The organism is Thermicanus aegyptius DSM 12793 (assembly GCF_000510645.1).
GTDB lineage: Bacteria > Bacillota > Bacilli > Thermicanales > Thermicanaceae > Thermicanus > Thermicanus aegyptius.
Map to the genome: position 1 here is coordinate 2,431,961 of NZ_KI783301.1, position 16,950 is coordinate 2,448,910.

A 16,950-nucleotide genomic window follows, 5' to 3' on the forward strand; every position below is an offset into this window, starting at 1 on the left:
CCTCGGGAAAGAGGCGATCCATCCCATTTTCTCCTCGACAGGCCTGAATGATGATCGGCGCATTCGCCGCTTTATCAGGGAACCCGCTTGATCCTGACGAACTTCCTCTTCCCCACCTGAACGATCATTCCATCTTCCACCTGAACCTCGGCCGTGATCCCATCCACCTTCTCTTCATTAATCCTGACTGCCCCTTGCTGCACCATCCGGCGTGCTTCAGCGTTGCTGGGTACCATCTTTAGCGCAGTTAAAAGGGCCAAAATCCCCATCTTTCCCTCTTTTAATTGGGAGGCTGATATCTCCCGCTCTTCCATCTCATCGGGGAGCTTCCGCTCTTGGAAGACCGTGCGGAAATACTCCTCCGCCTCCTTGGCCGCCTCCTCTCCGTGAAACATCCGAACCAGGGTATATGCCAGCTTCATCTTACCGTCTCGGGGATGGATCTCGCCCGACTCCAGGCCTGCCTTGATCGCCTTAAACTCCTCAAGGGGAAGATCGGTCGCTAGTTCAAAATACTTCACCATGAGGGCATCGGGAATCGACATCGCCTTCCCGTAAATCTGGTTCGGCGCCTCATCAATACCGATATAATTCCCCAACGACTTGCTCATCTTCTTCTCCCCGTCTAGTCCTTCGAGGAGGGGGGTCATGATCACCACCTGCGGCTCGCCCCCATATTCCTTTTGCAGGTGGCGTCCCATCAGGAGATTAAACTTCTGGTCCGTCCCCCCCAATTCCACATCGGAATGAAGAGCCACCGAATCGTATCCCTGCATCAGGGGATAAAAGAATTCATGGATGCTGATCGGCTGTTCATTCGTGTACCGCTTTTGGAAATCATCCCGCTCCAGCATGCGGGCCACCGTCGTCTTAGAGGCTAAGGTTACCACATCGGCAAAGGTAAGGGGCGCAAGCCATGTGCTGTTGAAATGAAGCTCGATGCGGTTGGTGTCGAGAATCTTGCCAAACTGCCTTACATAGGTCTCGGCATTCCGCTTCACTTCTTCTTCACTCAGCTGTTTCCGGGTCTCCGATTTCCCTGTGGGATCTCCGATCCTCCCCGTGAAATCTCCGATTACCAATTGGACCTGATGGCCTAAATCCTGAAACTGTTTTAATTTTTGCAGGACTACGGTGTGGCCAATATGAATATCCGGGGCGGAAGGATCTAGGCCCAACTTCACCCGCAAGGGCTTCTTTTCTTTGATGCTCCTCCTTAATTTTTGCAGGAACTCCTCCTCGGGGACTATCTCCACCGTCCCCCGGGAGAGGATCTCCCACTGCCGCATGACTTCCTTCTCGATTTCCGGGGAGGTTTCAACCTTCTCTCCCCTCCCTTCCATCTGTTCCTTCTTTTCCTCCATCTTTTCCGACAACGTTCTCACTCCTTTTCAGATCATCCTTTACCATCAAGAGCGAAGTTTACCGCTTCAAAAAAAAAGCTCCATCCGGCAAGGGACGAAGCATTTCTCCGCGGTACCACCCTTATTAAGGAATCACCATTCCTTCTCCTCTAAAAAAGCCGTTCAAGGGCGTATTTCACAAAAGGGAGCGTGACCTGCTTGCACCTGCCGCCGGTTCTCTCGGTTTCACTTCCCCTGGCTACTTTTATCCTCTCATCACGGTTCATCTTACGGATCGGTTGTTATTTCATTTCATACCATGTTTTCTGTTCCTTGTCAAATCAATCACCGGCAACTTTTCTCCTTTATTCTTCGTCTAATGGTATACAAAAGAATGCTTATGCTATAATAGACCTGTCTATGGATAGGAGGGGAAGTTATGGCTAAGAATCCTAGACAATTAAAGAGAAATCTCTTGATCGTTCTCAAAGTGTTGGTTCTACTGTTTTTCCTAGGGCTCTTTATGTTAGGGGGCGTCGCGTTTGGCTTCGTGGCCGCCGTCGTAAAAGACCAGAAAGTTCTTTCCTATGAGGAAATGAAACAAAATATTGAAACCAACTACCTGACCGGTTTTGCATATTTTAATGACGGGACACTGATTGGGAAATTGCCTGCAGAACAAGATCGGCGTTTGGTTACTCTGAAAGAAATTTCTCCCTATGTTATAGATGCTCTGATCTCCACCGAAGATAAACAATTTTACAGCCATCACGGCGTTAGTCTTCGGGGAACGGCCCGAGCCATCTTCCAACAATTTACGGGAAGCGAGATCCAGACGGGGGGAAGCACCATCACCCAGCAGTTGGTCAAACAGACCTTGTTGGAGGAATCGTACCGAAAGGAGATTAGCGGAGAATATAAAGGGGATCAGCTCAGGAAATTAAAGTACAACCGAAAACTGAATGAAATTTTCCTGGCTCTCCGCTTAGAACGCTTCTTTACCAAAGATCAAATCCTGGAAGCCTATCTAAACGAAATGTATTTCGGAAAGAGCGCCCGGGGCAGCAATTTGTATGGAATTCAATCCGCTGCCAAAGGGATCTTCGGGGTAGATGCCAAAGATCTCAATCTTCCCCAGGCCGCCTACTTAGTAGGGATGCTGCAAAATCCCGGCTATTATCTGCCCTTTAAGGATAAGACCTTGGAAGAGGGGCTCAACCGGATGAAGCATGTCTTGGGAGAAATGAAACAAGACGGGAAGATCACCCAGGCCCAGTACGACGAAGCGTTAAAGTATGACATTAAGGCCCACCTATCCAGCAAGGAGGACTCCCAAAGCGCTTTGGACAAATATCCGTTCCTCCTCTTTGAAATCCTGGAGCGCTCCGCCCAAGCGTTGGTGGAAGAAGATCTCATAAAGCAAGGGTATGATATCAACCAAATCTATAGCAAAGAAAACAAAGATCTATACAATGACCTATTGGAACGGAAAAAGAAAGATATTTTAACGAAGGGCTATAACATCTATACCACCATCGACAAAGAATTGTACGATGCCTTTCAAGCCTATGCCGCCAACCCGAAAAACTTTTGGAGCAATAAAACTTATACTGCCAAAGTGGGAGGCAAAACAATTAAAGTTGAGAACGCTCCCCAGCAGTTGGGGGCAGTCCTCATCGATAACAAGACGGGGGCCATCCTCGCGAGCATAGGAGGGCGGGACTTTAAGATCGAACAGACCAACCATACCGCCAGCCCACGCCAGCCCGGTTCAGCCATGAAGCCGATCCTGGCCTATGCTCCTGCCTTTGAAACAGGGGTGTTGCTGGGTCCTGAAAGCCCTATTGATGACTCGCCTATCGTTCTGAACTATGGAAAACCTAACGAACATACGCCATTAAATTATGATAATAAATTCCATGGCATTATGTCCGCCCGGGAGGCGTTAAAGAAATCCTGGAACGTGCCTGCAATCCGAGTCTATCTAAAGGTAGGAATCGCTAAGGCGCAGGAGTTCGCCAAAACGATGGGAATCACCACGCTGACCGAAAAGGATCTTCAGGCCCAAACGGGAGTGATCGGAGGGTTGGAACGGGGGGTAACGGTAGAGGAGCTGACGAATGCGTATGCCACATTTGCCAACGGCGGCACCTTCATCGACGCTTATTTGATCGACCGCATCACCACCCAAGATGGCCAGGAGATTTATAAACATCGTACGGTGAGCAAACCGGTCTACAGCCCCGAGACGGCTTATATGATTACCGATATGATGAGGACGGTCTACCAAACGGGTACAGGTGCCGCAGTTCGAAATATGGTCGAAAAGGTGAGCGGCAAACATGATTTCGCCGGTAAAACCGGGACCACCAATGATGCCAATGACCTCTGGTTCGTAGGATACTCCCCTTCCATTTCCTTGGGAGTCTGGACCGGGTTTGATATCCCCTACTCGATGGGAAGAGACCAAACCCGGGCAAAGATCCTCTGGGCAGGATTAATGAATGAAACCTTAAGGGTTAGACCTGATTTAAGCCCGAAAGATCTCACCTTTGAAAAACCGCCGGGCATTGTGAACCTGGCCATCTGCTCCAAATCGGGTGAATTGCCCAGTGACTTAGATCGGGAAGCCGGAACGGTGATCACCGGTATGTTTAATAAAGCAAACCTTCCGACCGAAACATGTACGGTTCATCAAAAAGCAAGAGCGGTTGCCGTGAATAATAAGATGTACCTCGCGCAGGACTCTACTCCCGACGACCTGGTCATTTCGAAGATTTTCATCAAACGGGAACCCTTCCAGTTCCCCACCAAAACGGACAAACCGCAAAGCTTCTATCTGCCTCTGGACTGGATGGATACCCTGCCCACCGAGGTCGATCCCCGACAGGAGGATGGGAAAACCCCCTCCTCCCCTACCGGGCTTAAAGCGACGGCTGATCCAAGCGGGAAAGGGGTCCTCCTCACCTGGAACAATAATCCGGAAGGGGATATTGCCGGGTACCGAATTTACCGGTCCACCGGTCTTTCCTTCGAGCGAATCGCGAGCATCATGCAGAATATGGAGAAGAAGTACACCGACCCGAACGGAGGCGGGGGAAGCGGCTACTACATTACCGCAGTCGATATTGCCGGAAAAGAATCAACCCCTTCTGAAGTGGTTACCCTAAACGGAAACGGCAAGTGGAATAACCAGGCCGGTCTGCCTTCCACACCGAGGGGAATTAACATCGCCGATACCGCAGCGGGCGTAGAACTCACCTGGGATGCCAATCCGGATCAAGAGCAGGTCACCCAATACAACATTTATTACAGTGCCGCCAAGGATGGTCCCTTCGAGCTTTTGGGAAACAATTCGATCCCCTACTTCCAGCACTTGACGGTGGATAAGGAAGGTTGGTACCAGATCACCGCCGTGAACCATGTGGGGGAATCGAAACCTTCGAAACCCGTTTCGCTGAAAAAAGATGGTGAACCGGCTCCGCCTGCTCAGGGTAATCCTTCCCAGGATCAGAATGGAAATTCCTCTCCTAATCCTGGAGATCAAGGGGGGAGCAACCTCCTGGATATTCCCCTCGCACCGGGAGGAACCCCATAGAATGGACTAAGAGAAATATATTCAAAAGACCCTGGATCTGGCCAGGGTCTTCTTATTTGATACCTTACGATGGGATGGAAATCTACCTTTCAGCCTGCCTTAATCTTCCATGGTCGACAGATCTCCCGTGGGGAGATTTAACTCCCATGCTTTCAGTACTCGGCGCATGATCTTTCCGCTGCGGGTCTTGGGCAGCTTATCCCGGAATTCAATTTGCCTAGGAGCCGCATGGGCGGCCAACCCTTTCTTCACAAATTGCCGAATCTCCTCTTTTAACTCCTCCGAGGGTTCATATCCTGCCCGAAGGGCGATAAAGGCTTTAATCACCTCACCCCGGACCGGATCGGGAACTCCGATCACGCCTGCCTCCGCCACGGCAGGATGCTCCACCAACTTGCTCTCCACTTCAAAGGGGCCGACCCGCTCTCCGGACGTGTTAATCACATCATCAATCCGGCCTTGGAACCAGAAATACCCCTCATCATCCATATAGGCCGAATCTCCGGAAACATACCACCCCGGGAAGCGGAAATACTCCTGGTATTTGGCCTCGTTATTCCAAATCTTTCTCATCATGGAGGGCCAGCCTGTCCTCAAGGCAAGGTTCCCCATACGGAAGGGAGGAAGGAGATTTCCCTGATCGTCCAATATGGCGGCGGCGGTCCCCGGGAAGGGTTTTCCCATCGATCCTGGCTTTATAGCCATCGACGGATAGTTGGCGATCATGATGCCCCCCGTTTCCGTCATCCACCACACATCATGGATCCGCTGATTAAACACCTTTAATCCCCAGCGGACCACCTCAGGATTCAGAGGCTCCCCTACGCTGATAATATGACGGAGGCTGCGTAAGTTGTATTGCTTCACCAGGTCATCCCCCGCTCCCATCAACATGCGGAAAGAGGTGGGAGCGCTGTACCAGATGGTCACCTTATATCGCTCAATCGTGCTGTACCATTCCTTCGGATTAAACCGTCCCCCGCGAATTACATTGGTAACTCCGTTTAACCAAGGAGCGAAAATCCCATAGGAGGTCCCCGTCACCCAGCCAGGGTCGGCGGTACACCAATAAACATCGGTCTCCTTCATATCTGCCGCCCATTTCCCTGTCTGGTAATGGTGGATCATGGCATTGTGAACGTGGAGAACCCCTTTCGGCTTACCGGTAGAACCGGAGGTATAATGGAGTATCATGCCGTCTTCCCGATCGACCCACTCGATCTCCAGTTCATCGGAAGCTTTCGCCATCTCTTCCTCATAATTTACGATATGGGGAGGCAGCTCTTCATCCTCCATATCGCCGACGATGATCACCTTTTCAAGCTCCGGCAATTCATCCACCGGAACCCGGGGATAAAGGGCGGGGGTGGTGACCAATACCTTCGCGCCGCTGTCCAAGAGACGGTCTTTCACCGCGGTTTCCATGAAGGCCTCAAAGAGGGGGCCGACGATCGCTCCCACTTTTATGGCACCTAAAACGCTTACATAAAGCTCAGGACTACGGGGCATAAAGACAAAAACTCGATCCCCTTTAACCACGCCCAACGAACGGAGAACGTTTCCAAAGCGGTTCGTTAAATATTTCATCTCGGCGAACGTATACTTTTCTTCCCGTTCCTGATCACTATATATGAGGGCTACTTTATTCTTCCGGAAGGTTTCTGTGTGCCGGTCAATGCACTCATAGGCCATATTTACCTTCCCAGTACGGTACCAGCTAAACTCTTTCTCCACCTCCTTGTAGTCAAAGGTAGCGTACGCTTCTTCATAGTTTTCGAGATTATACTCCCCGGGAAATGGCGCAATCTTCTCTTCTGCCATTCCTCTCCCTCCTTGAAAAAAAATTTTATTTGATCAATATTGAGAATATTATAGCATAGGTCAAAAAAAAATCATATATAGAAGGCAAAATTTCTCCGTGATGCTATATAACAGGACGATCTCGAAGGCAAAAAAAAAAGCCTTATTCGCAAGGCATTTAGGATGGAGCGGGTGATGGGAATCGAACCCACGCCGCCAGCTTGGGAAGCTGGAGTTCTACCATTGAACTACACCCGCTTGTGAAATTGACAAGTGTTATTATACTCAAATCCGGTTTCAAAGTCAAGACGTTACTTTATACCGTTACTGTCAATATCTCATTGGCTTTTCCCCTTGTTTTTTTTATTTTTATGAGTCGTGGCCTTGACATGGAGCCTCTGCGCCCCCTCATACTCCCCAAAAACGCTGGCGGGCGAAATAATCCCCCTTCGGGGGCGCCCGCCTTCGCAATCGCTTAATGAGGGGCGCCTCTCCATGTAAAGGCTCTCCACATCGCTAGCTTCACTCCGACCCTTCGGGCACGACTCACCTTATTCGTTTTCTGCCACAAACCGCTTACCTATCCACAAAATCTCTTTGCCTAGACTCATCAAAATATGCAGATTATATGTTCTTATTTCTTTATAATGCTGAGATCGTCTCATTGATCTTCCTTCCAAATTCCCTAAGCCATGCTTTTGGACCGGTCAGACCAGGCATGTGCGCCTGACACCACTCTCCCGTCTCTTCCTGACGACGTTTGCCCCTTTTTGGCCTCCCTGCACCTTTTTGTTCTGTTTCGTCTACCTTGTTGGTTTGCTGAGAGTCTTCTTTTGTGCCGAGATTAAAGATCCACTTTTCAATCCCTTCCCATTCCCCATTGAGGACAGCCGCTCTAACTTGCAGCAGGTTTTCTACCCCTTCTTTGCTCCAGCTCATCCCTCTTTTTTTCATTCGGTCTGCTACAAGATTGTCATTGAAGTTTTCGATGTTTCCTATCCCTCGCGCTCCCTCGGGTACTTTGTCACTTCGATTCCGGTAGTCTTTGAGGCTTTCCCAGTTCTTCAGAATCGTTTTTTCTAGCTTCTGGATCTCTTTTCTCTTTTCACTATCTTTCGCCTCCCTTTTCTTGGTTTCCATCCATTTTTTAAACCCTTCTTTGTCATCTCCTTCAATCATGGCTTCTAGCGTATCCAGCATTGCAGGCTCCCCAAATCCAAAGACTTGTTTAACCCATCGATGAAAGTGGAATTTGTCGATCTGATGTAGGGATCCTGCATAAAACTCAGCCCCTTCTTTTCCCCAGGATGATCCGTCACTGCCAAAAACGAATAGCCCCACTTTTTCTATTTCATATGTCTTTTGGAGATAGTTGTCTACTTTCTGCCAATATTCTTTGGAGGAGTTGGTGGTGGCGATCACCTTTGGATTCTTAAGCCGGTATTCTCTTTTGATCGGGTTTTTCGCTTCCCAACCTTCATAAATACATCCGTTTTTGATTTCCAGGGTTGTTCCATATTTCTTCCGGTCTTTTCCTTGCAGGCTTACATAGACCCCATCCGATTCAACGAGCACGATCTTGGCTTCCCGCTTCTTTTCGTTCTCCGGCATTTGTTCTCTGTGTTTGTTGATTCGTTCTCCTTGTTCTTGGACCGCTTTGTGAATGCGCTGATGACTTACATGAAGCTCAAGTTGTCCTAGGATACGAGCGCTTTGGCGATAGGAGTTCTGTGTGGCTAAAAATGCCGATATCTGACTTAACGTAGGACTTACGGTTTGTTTGCTTTCAATCCCTAATTTTTCATCGAGTGGGTAGCTCCACCCCCCCTTTGTTTGATAGATCCTCCGCCGATACAGGATTTCTCCAAAGAGCGTTTGTATACCCATTGGGCGTATGCCTCCACTTTTCCCATCTCGTTCTTCACTTTGAAAAATGAGCTCATCGGCTTGTTCAAGTATTTCTTCCATCAACAAAGCACCAAATACTTTGACCATCTTGAAGATTTCCTTCTCCAATTGTATAAAGTCTATCTTGCCTTCTGCGGCTTGTTGCGATAAACTGTTAATGTAATTAAATAATTCCACGAAAAGAGACCTCCTTAACAAGGGTGTACAAGGTCTCTTTTCGACATTTTAAGACCTTTTTCCTGCATCTCAACCAATGATTATTTTACTCTAACCTTTATACCTGCCGCCCAAATCGGGAAGTTTCATGAAGGAAGAGCGGTTGTAAAAGGAAACCTCCACCTCAAAGCCATCATCCCGCTCGGCAAGCTCCATCAAGGCAAAGGTGGGAACCGGATAGCCCCGCGGTCGCAGGAGGCTGCCTGGGTTGATGTATAAGACGCCCCGTATCTCCCGGCAAAGGGGGAAATGGGAGTGCCCAAACAAAATGATTTTGGCTCCCGTCTCCTCTGCGAGATCTTGAAGAGAATGAAGGCTTTCCTTCACATGGTAGCGATGCCCATGGGTAATGGTCACTTTTAACCCTTTCCAACGGAGGGTCCTTGCCAGCGGGAGATCGGATGCGTAATCCATGTTCCCTCTCACCATGATCATCTCCTTAAAAGGAGAGATTTTCGGATCCATCTCCGAATCTCCACAATGAAGAACCCGATCCGGATGAATAAATTGGATGATCTCTTCCACCTCTCGCAAAAGCCCATGGGTATCGCTCATGACCAGTACCTTCACTCGATCCTACCTCCCCATCCTTACCGCACACAAAACATCACAACGGGTATCCATGAATCCCTTGAAGAAAAAATTATAGAGAACAACGGCGCACTTTAGACCGTTTCGCAAAAAAATCGATAAAGTTCCGATATGCCTTTGCCCGGTGACTGATCCTGTTTTTCTCTTCCGGAGCAAGTTCCGCCATGCTTTTTCCTAAAGAAGGGATGTAAAAAAGGGGATCATAACCGAAGCCATATGCACCACGCGGTTCGAAGAGAATCTCTCCATCGATCACACCCCGGAAAAGGTTCACCTCACCCTCCGGCTCTGCATAGGCGATAACCGAGACAAAGGAAGCTTGACGCTTTCCCGGGGGAACCGCCGCCATTTCTTTAAGTAGTTTCCGATTATTCTCCTCATCGGTCGCTTTCTCTCCGGCATACCGGGCGGAATATACGCCCGGATTTCCCCCCAACGCCTCTACGACCAAGCCGGAATCGTCGGCCAATGTGGGAAGATGGGTGTAAGAGGAGATCTGGACCGCTTTCTTCCGTGCATTTTCTTCGAACGTTTTTCCATCCTCCACCACTTCCGGCGCACCTGGAAACGAAGCGAGGGTTGCCGCTTCGATCCCGTATGGGGAGAGTAGAGCGGTTAATTCCTTTCCTTTATGAGGATTCCGAGTAGCTAAAACGATCGTAAGGGGAAGGGAATTCATTCGAATCCACCTTCTTTTTCTCCTGCTTCCGTTGGCTTCATCCATTGTGCCAAATCCCCGAGTACCTCTTTTTCTTTCAAGATGATCTCTTGAATCCCTTTTCGCCCAAGATCTAACATTCGATAAAACTCTTCCTGCGTAAACGGCGATTCTTCACCGGTTCCCTGGATCTCCACAAATTTCCCTTCCCCTGTTTGTACCATATTCAAATCTACCTTGGCCTGTGAATCTTCACCATAGGATAAATCCAGAATGATTTCTCCACCCAAAATCCCAACACTGGTGGCGGCTAGGAAATCGGAGACCGGAATTTCTTTCATCATTCCTTTTTCCATGAGACGAGCCAAGGCAAAGATTAAGGCGACATATCCTCCCGTAATGGATGCGGTTCTGGTCCCTCCATCAGCCTGGATCACATCACAGTCAATGAGAATCGACCGTTCTCCCAGCCGTTCTAAATCCACGATGGAACGGAGGGAACGTCCGATCAGGCGCTGAATCTCCATCGTCCTGCCGCCCAATTTCCCTTTACTTGCCTCCCTGACATTGCGAACCTCCGTCGCCCTGGGCAGCATGCTGTATTCGGCCGTAACCCATCCCTTTCCCATGCCCCGCATAAAAGGAGGCACTTTCTCCTCGATCGTCGCTGTACAAATCACCCTCGTGTCCCCAACTTCTATCAGTACGGATCCTTCCGCATATTTATTGATATGAGGGGTCATTCGGATTGGACGTAATTGGTCATTTTTACGGCCGTCGGCTCTCATAAAATATAAAGCTCCCTTCCCATCTTTCTCCTTACATCACTCCTATTATACAAAATAATGATCGGAAAGGCGAACCGTTGAGGAATGGAGAGGGCAGAGGGAGTCCTTGAACTGGAGTGAAGAGTCCCAAACGATCGGAAAATCGATGCAAACGTTTCAAAACTGTAAGGGATTGATCGATTTCGGTTTGGCTACCGGTTGTGAGAAATCGATCAGGTTTTTTAAAGGATCCGCCTTCCCATTGACCAAGATCTGGACTTTTTCTGCTCCGCTTGTCGCCGCAAGGGAGAGGAGTACCGATTGGATCCCTTTTATAGAAGCTTCCTTTCCGCCCTCCGATACACCGAGAATTTTCTCATCAAAGTCAGCCAAGGCAACTCCCTGATCCACCTTAACTTGGTTCACCTTGGTGGTTGGGAGAATATTGCTCACCAATCCGGAACCGGGAAGGGGTCCCTTGATCAACTCTGCCACGGTCGCCGCTGTTTTATCCTCCGTCCATGGAACAAGGCGGGTGACGGGGACGAAATATTGTAAGGACCCGTCAGGGGTCTCTCCCTCAAAGTAAAGGGTCAGTGCGGTGCTGTTCCCCGGCATCGCCGAATCGGCCACCTCGATATTGATCCCATCCTCGCGAGTTAACGGTTGATTTACCGGAGTCCCCGCCACAGGCATCGTTTCTACATCCTTTCCTTCGATGCGGATTTTCACCTGCTTAATGGTCGGAAATTCGGTGAGAGCCCACGTAACGGCCTGCAGAATCTTCTCCTCCTCATTCGCCTCATAGTTTTTAAACTCCTTGGAGAAATCGACGACGGCGGTGCCATCCTCCGTCTTGACATTTAATTGAAAGGTGGTCCCCACAGGCAAAACGGCTGAGAAACCAGGGGGAAGATTCTTCTCCACCGGGCCTCCCTTTACCATGTAGGTGAGAACTTGCTTTGCAATCGCCTCCGAGTAGGGAATTTTCATGGTCATCGGAACTACATACCCACGGGAATCAAAGAGATAGAGCACTTTATCGGTCATAATCACCTCTCCGCTTTGCCCCTTTTCTCCTTCTCCCGTACCTCCAACCAAATCTGAATTGACGGGCTCAACCTGGGGCGGATCGATGGGAGCCGAACTGGAGGAGTTCCCAAAAAGTCCGCATCCGGTGAGAAAAACAGGGAGAAACATGAGCGAAAGGAAGAGGACGCCTGCTTTTGCCATATTCCGCTTCATCCCTATAAACCCTCCTAACAGTCGTTTTGTATTACCATGTATACGAGCTGTCAGGTTTTTTTATACCCATTTTGTCCGATCTCACGGACAAAAAAACCGCCGGAGGGAAAATCCCCGGGCGGTGTTAAAGCGGTCATTATAGCCGGATCACTTCCTTGATATCCAAAACAGGAAGATGGACGGCCCTTACTTCGACACTTCTCTCCAACCACTTTTCTGCGATCCTCTTAAAAGAAAAGGGATCGCCTGTGGTATAAAATTGATGGTGAACCGCTTTCTCCGGTGTGGCGAGCAAATGATTTTCGCTTAAGACGGCGCTTACCTCACTGGCAGTCTCCTCGGCCGAACTGATGAGAGAGACTTCCTCCCCCATCACCTGCTGAATGATCGGTGCAATGATCGGATAATGGGTGCAGCCTAAAACGAGGGTTTCTACTCCCTGATGGATGAGAGGAGATAATTCCTCCTGAACCACCTGAAGAGCCACATCGACGGATACCTCATCATCTTCCACGAGGGGAACGAGATTGGGACAGGCTTGACTAACCACATTGAGCCCGGGCTTAATCCGAGTTAGCACCTTTTCATACATGCCGCTTTTTATGGTGCCCTGGGTTCCGATCACTCCGATCTTCCCCGATTTAGATTCACGAATCGCAGCCCGTGCGCCCGGTTCAATCACCCCGATCACCGGGATCTTTAACCAGTGTTTCGCCTCCTCCAATACGACGGAGGTGGCGGTATTACAAGCGATGACGATCATTTTCGGGTCAAACTGGAGGAGAAAATGGATCATCTGATAGGTAAACCGACGCACCTCTTCCGCCGGACGCGGTCCATATGGGCAACGGGCAGAATCCCCGATATAGAGGATACTCTCCATGGGAAGCTGCCTCATCACCTCTTTCACTACCGTAAGGCCTCCCACTCCTGAATCAAGGATGCCGATACTACCTGGATGCACGAATATCCCCCATCTCTATCTCTTTTTCCATATAGTATGCGCTCCATTCTCCCCAGTGTCTAGAAGGAACCTTAATTCCCCTCTTCCATCTCCCGATAGAGGAGGTTTAAAAGAGCTTTGAGTTGATCTCTCTCTTCCGGAGAAAAGGATTCCATGACTTTGGCCAAATATTCTTGTCGATGACGGATCACTTCATCGATTAACATTTTTCCTTTGTCAAGGAGGCGGATATGAACGACCCTCCTGTCGGTAAGACTCCTTTCCCTCTGCACCAGTCCCGCCTTTTCCATGCGATCGACCAAATCGGTCGTGGTGCTGTTTGCAAGATACATCTTCTCACTTAATGCTCCAATGGTCATCTCTCCCTCTTCCTTTAGCCATTGAAGGGCAATAAATTGAGGGAGAGTAATGGGAAAGTCCTGAAGGATTTCTCTTCCCTTCTGCTTGATCAGGGTACTGATTCTGCGCAATACCCATTCCAATTCCTTCACATCTTGTCCGATTTTAGGATGACCGCTCATGTAATCTCCTCCCTGACTTCCCTTATAGGCTTTAGCGACGGCAAGATGGACCGACCTGTTTTCTCCTAGTTTTAAGTAAAGCGCACCTATTTCCCCTTGTCAAGAAAAACCCTTTTTTTGATAACAAAATCCCCTATCCTACCATTGAATAGGGGATCATTCATATTCCCTGCCCTTCATCTTAGATCTCCAATTCACCCATGCGTACCAATTCAACAACGGCTTGGGAGCGTCCTTTCACCCCCAGTTTTTGCATCACGTTGCTTATATGGTTACGCACGGTTTTTTCACTAATAAAAAGCAGTTTGGCGATCTCTTTTGTCGTCTTGTCTTGTACGAGCAATTCAAATACTTCCCTTTCGCGATTGGTTAAAATCGGTTTGCCTGTCTCACTACCTTTCAACAGCGCCACCCCTCCTTGCTAGGGCTCATCAGGGCACAAGGGCTCGAGGATTTAGTCAGGATATCTTATGACACCTATGCGCTGTTGGTGTAATATCTTAAAAAAATGGGCGAATCAAAATCCTATCTGGTGGCTAAATTCTTTTAACGTCTTGGCCGACTTGAGGAAACCCTCCCTCTCCTCCTGGGAAAGAGGGACTTGAACGATCTCTTCGATCCCGTTATTACCCAGTACACAGGGGACTCCTAGGCAGATATCGGATACGCCGTATTCCCCCTCCAAATAGGCAGATACGGGAAGAATGGAACGCTGATCCCGCAAAATGGCTTCGGTGATCCTGGCCAGCGCGAGGGCGATCGCATAGTACGTGGCTCCTTTTTTCGCGATGATCTCATAGGCGGCTCCCCGGGTTTCTTCATATATCTTTTCTTTCTCCTCCGGGCTGATATAAAAGCGGGAATTCTCCTCATGATCTTCCAAAGGCGTTCCCACAACGTTCAATGAGCTCCAGAGGGGTACTTCGGAATCGCCATGTTCACCGATGATTAAACCATGTACGCTTCGAGGGTCGATGCGTAATTTCTGGCCGACAAGGTAGCGGAAACGGGAACTATCCAATAGTGTCCCCGATCCAAGGACCCGGTTCTTCGGCCATCCGGTAATCTTTAAAGCGACCAGGGTGAGAAGATCAACCGGATTGGTGGCGATGAGCAGGATTGCCGTTTGGGTATATTGGGTCACCTCACCCAAAATGGAACGAAAGATGGCCACATTTCTTCCCATCAGGTCGAGCCGTGTCTCTCCCGGCCTCTGAGCCGCTCCGGCGGCAATGACGATCAGGTCCGCTCCTTCACAATCTTCGTACCCTCCCGCTTTAATCTTCATCGGATAGGCCAACATCAAGCCGTGATTTAAGTCGAGGGCGTCACCCAAAGCCTTATCCTTATTCTGATCAATAATGACCAGCTCCGTCGCCAAACCTTTAACAAGAACCGTATATGCGAACGTCGCTCCAACCGCTCCTGAACCAATCAATACGATTTTGCTCGCCAACTGATTACCTCCTTTTTTGTAATTTACCATAATTAACCTTTTCATTCTACAGGAAAGCATACCTATGTACATCTTACCACAACTTCTATTTCGTCATGTGAGAGAGAATGAATCTGTTTCCTTTTATCTTTTTCCTTTTAAAAAAAGATCTCCTTGGGGAGATCTTTTTGTCGAATGTGTGTTTACCAATCTTATCGGATTCAACCTTTCGATCCTCTCGATCGGAAGACTGACCTCAAGGAAATGTCGAATCGTTTTACTCCTTCGGTGATTCGCTAACTTTGATGGATTCCGTGGGGCAACCCTCTTTGGCGGCCATCATATCTTCCACCAAAACATCCGGAATCTCAACCGTACCTGTATTGTCGTCAAGGGTGTTATAAGCTAATCCCTCATCATTGTAATCATAAATGTCGGGAGCGGTCGCTCCGCAGGCACCGCAAGCGATGCAGGTTTCTTGGTCTACCCATGTGTAGTATGCCATACCTTCTTGATCCTCCTTTTCATCAATTCGTCCTTATTATACACCTTTATTTCAAGAATGACTATAAATTTTTGGGACAATCCATTGACATTGCAAAAAATTGCTTTCCGTCACGCAGGGATGCGCAGGATCTCCTCCGGCGTTACGCTTAACGAGCGAATCCCATCATCCGTAACCAGATAGGTATTCTCAAGGCCCACAATACCCTTCCCGGGGAAGGTAAATTTGGGTTCAACGGCGATGGTCATCCCCGGAGCCAAAGGTGTCTTAAACCCTTTCGCCAAGACCGGCCATTCATCCACTTCCAGTCCTACCCCGTGTCCCAAGAATTTTACCTGACTCTCCCCATACCCCATGAAATATTCTCCGAGCCCCCACTCCTGCGCCAGTTCCACCGCGCGGAAATAAAGCGCTTCCGCCACCACACCCGGTTTCGCCATCCGTTCCACTTCCCGCAAGATGCGGAGGGTATAGGAATAGGCTTCTTCCAAGAGGGGGTCCAGATGCCCCCAGACGGCCGTACGGGTCTGGTCAAAGTTATATCCCTCGTAGGAAGTGCAGAAATCGATCAGGATCGGCTCATTCGGACGGATCGGGCTCCATCCCGCTCCCGCAGGGGCAGCGGGGGTGAGGCCCTCTCCACCGGCAGGACCGTCAAAATAAGATGGGAGGGAAGCTTCATGTCCGGAGACGACGGCGCCTAAGACCAGCTCCTGATTAAACCCGCGGGTTCGTGTCGCTGCAATATGGCCCCTGACCCGAATCGCCTGCTCGATGGTGGCGGCCAGGTCAATTTCCCGAATCCCGCTAGGAATTTTCCCGATTCCTGCCATGATCCCCTCATGTCCGATCCGGGCCGCTTCTTCCAAGATGCTCACTTCATAAGGGCTTTTGATCATCCGAACCTCCCGGATGAGGGGAGAGGCATCAACCCATTGGATACCGGAAAAGGCATGGCGCATTCTCTCCACCTGGTTATAAGGAAGAACATCCCATTCCAACCCCACGGTATGAAGCTTTCCAAATCGCTTTTCCAGTTCCTCTTGCCATGTTTTCATGCTCCCCAAAGGTTCCACAGGAAAAGGAGAATCTTCCCTCGCCCTGGAGATGCTTTTGCGAATCCATAAGGAGGGAGTTCCTTCCTGAGGAATGTACATCAGTCCTCCCTGCATCGTACCGCTGAAATAGAAGAGATCCACATTCTGTAGGATGAGAATGCCTTCTATCTCTTTTTCGTTCATCTTTTGCTGTAACCTGCCGATGCGTGAAAACAGCTCCTCTTTCGGGACGATCCGATATGCTCCCTTCATCCATCCGCCTCCTTCGTCATTTTAGGAGAATCCCTCACGAGATGATCCTTCATTCCGAAATCTCCTATTTTCCATAATAGTGGGGCAAT

The 16,950-nt window shown here is 49.3% G+C and carries 14 protein-coding genes and 1 tRNA gene; 1 reads left to right on the plus strand and 14 read right to left on the minus strand.

The window, feature by feature from the left end; translation table 11 throughout:
* Positions 1 to 74: 74 nt before the first annotated feature.
* Positions 75 to 1,364 (minus strand): tyrosine--tRNA ligase, encoded by a 1,290-nt coding sequence (gene tyrS, locus THEAE_RS0112900; RefSeq protein ID WP_052330254.1) that lies wholly within the window; start codon positions 1,362 to 1,364, stop codon positions 75 to 77.
* Between the two features lie 418 nt (positions 1,365 to 1,782).
* On the opposite strand from tyrS, the gene THEAE_RS20940 reads away from it, so the two are divergent.
* Positions 1,783 to 4,941, plus strand: coding sequence for a transglycosylase domain-containing protein (locus tag THEAE_RS20940; RefSeq protein ID WP_052329999.1), 3,159 nt, complete (start codon positions 1,783 to 1,785; stop codon positions 4,939 to 4,941).
* A gap of 99 nt (positions 4,942 to 5,040) precedes the next feature.
* On the opposite strand, the gene acsA is transcribed toward THEAE_RS20940, so the two are convergent.
* The 13 genes from acsA to THEAE_RS0112985 form a co-directional block, all read right to left on the minus strand.
* Positions 5,041 to 6,762, minus strand: a complete 1,722-nt coding sequence (acsA, locus tag THEAE_RS0112910) for an acetate--CoA ligase (RefSeq protein ID WP_028987767.1) — start codon at positions 6,760 to 6,762, stop codon at positions 5,041 to 5,043.
* Between the two features lie 163 nt (positions 6,763 to 6,925).
* Positions 6,926 to 6,999: transfer RNA gene (locus tag THEAE_RS0112915), tRNA-Gly, on the minus strand.
* A 384-nt stretch (positions 7,000 to 7,383) separates the two neighbouring features.
* The gene (locus THEAE_RS0112925) at positions 7,384 to 8,826 is read right to left on the minus strand and encodes an ISLre2 family transposase (RefSeq protein WP_028987768.1); all 1,443 of its coding nucleotides are present in this window, start codon (positions 8,824 to 8,826) and stop codon (positions 7,384 to 7,386) included.
* A gap of 90 nt (positions 8,827 to 8,916) precedes the next feature.
* Positions 8,917 to 9,435 carry a metallophosphoesterase family protein gene (locus THEAE_RS0112930; RefSeq protein WP_028987769.1) on the minus strand — a complete coding sequence of 173 codons (519 nt, stop codon included), beginning with the start codon at positions 9,433 to 9,435 and terminating at the stop codon, positions 8,917 to 8,919.
* Positions 9,436 to 9,508: 73 nt separating this feature from the next.
* On the minus strand, positions 9,509 to 10,135 hold the full coding sequence (locus THEAE_RS0112935; protein ID WP_028987770.1) for an XTP/dITP diphosphatase: 627 nt from the start codon (positions 10,133 to 10,135) through the stop codon (positions 9,509 to 9,511).
* Positions 10,132 to 10,902: a ribonuclease PH gene (rph, locus tag THEAE_RS0112940; protein WP_005589020.1), complete on the minus strand. Its 771-nt coding sequence runs from the start codon at positions 10,900 to 10,902 to the stop codon at positions 10,132 to 10,134. The genes THEAE_RS0112935 and rph overlap by 4 nt, the downstream gene beginning before the upstream one ends.
* Before the next feature lie 156 nt (positions 10,903 to 11,058).
* Positions 11,059 to 12,126: a GerMN domain-containing protein gene (locus tag THEAE_RS0112945; protein WP_052330000.1), complete on the minus strand. Its 1,068-nt coding sequence runs from the start codon at positions 12,124 to 12,126 to the stop codon at positions 11,059 to 11,061.
* Between the two features lie 136 nt (positions 12,127 to 12,262).
* On the minus strand, positions 12,263 to 13,090 hold the full coding sequence (gene racE / locus THEAE_RS0112955; protein ID WP_028987772.1) for a glutamate racemase: 828 nt from the start codon (positions 13,088 to 13,090) through the stop codon (positions 12,263 to 12,265).
* 71 nt (positions 13,091 to 13,161) lie between these two features.
* Positions 13,162 to 13,611 (minus strand): MarR family winged helix-turn-helix transcriptional regulator, encoded by a 450-nt coding sequence (locus THEAE_RS0112960; protein ID WP_005589023.1) that lies wholly within the window; start codon positions 13,609 to 13,611, stop codon positions 13,162 to 13,164.
* 181 nt (positions 13,612 to 13,792) lie between these two features.
* Positions 13,793 to 14,014: a helix-turn-helix domain-containing protein gene (locus THEAE_RS0112965; RefSeq protein ID WP_028987773.1), complete on the minus strand. Its 222-nt coding sequence runs from the start codon at positions 14,012 to 14,014 to the stop codon at positions 13,793 to 13,795.
* A gap of 114 nt (positions 14,015 to 14,128) precedes the next feature.
* On the minus strand, positions 14,129 to 15,067 hold the full coding sequence (locus THEAE_RS0112970; RefSeq protein WP_005589026.1) for an L-lactate dehydrogenase: 939 nt from the start codon (positions 15,065 to 15,067) through the stop codon (positions 14,129 to 14,131).
* Between the two features lie 256 nt (positions 15,068 to 15,323).
* Positions 15,324 to 15,551, minus strand: coding sequence for a ferredoxin (locus THEAE_RS0112980; RefSeq protein WP_005589027.1), 228 nt, complete (start codon positions 15,549 to 15,551; stop codon positions 15,324 to 15,326).
* A 110-nt stretch (positions 15,552 to 15,661) separates the two neighbouring features.
* Positions 15,662 to 16,861, minus strand: a complete 1,200-nt coding sequence (locus THEAE_RS0112985) for a M24 family metallopeptidase (RefSeq protein WP_028987775.1) — start codon at positions 16,859 to 16,861, stop codon at positions 15,662 to 15,664.
* Positions 16,862 to 16,950: the final 89 nt, after the last annotated feature.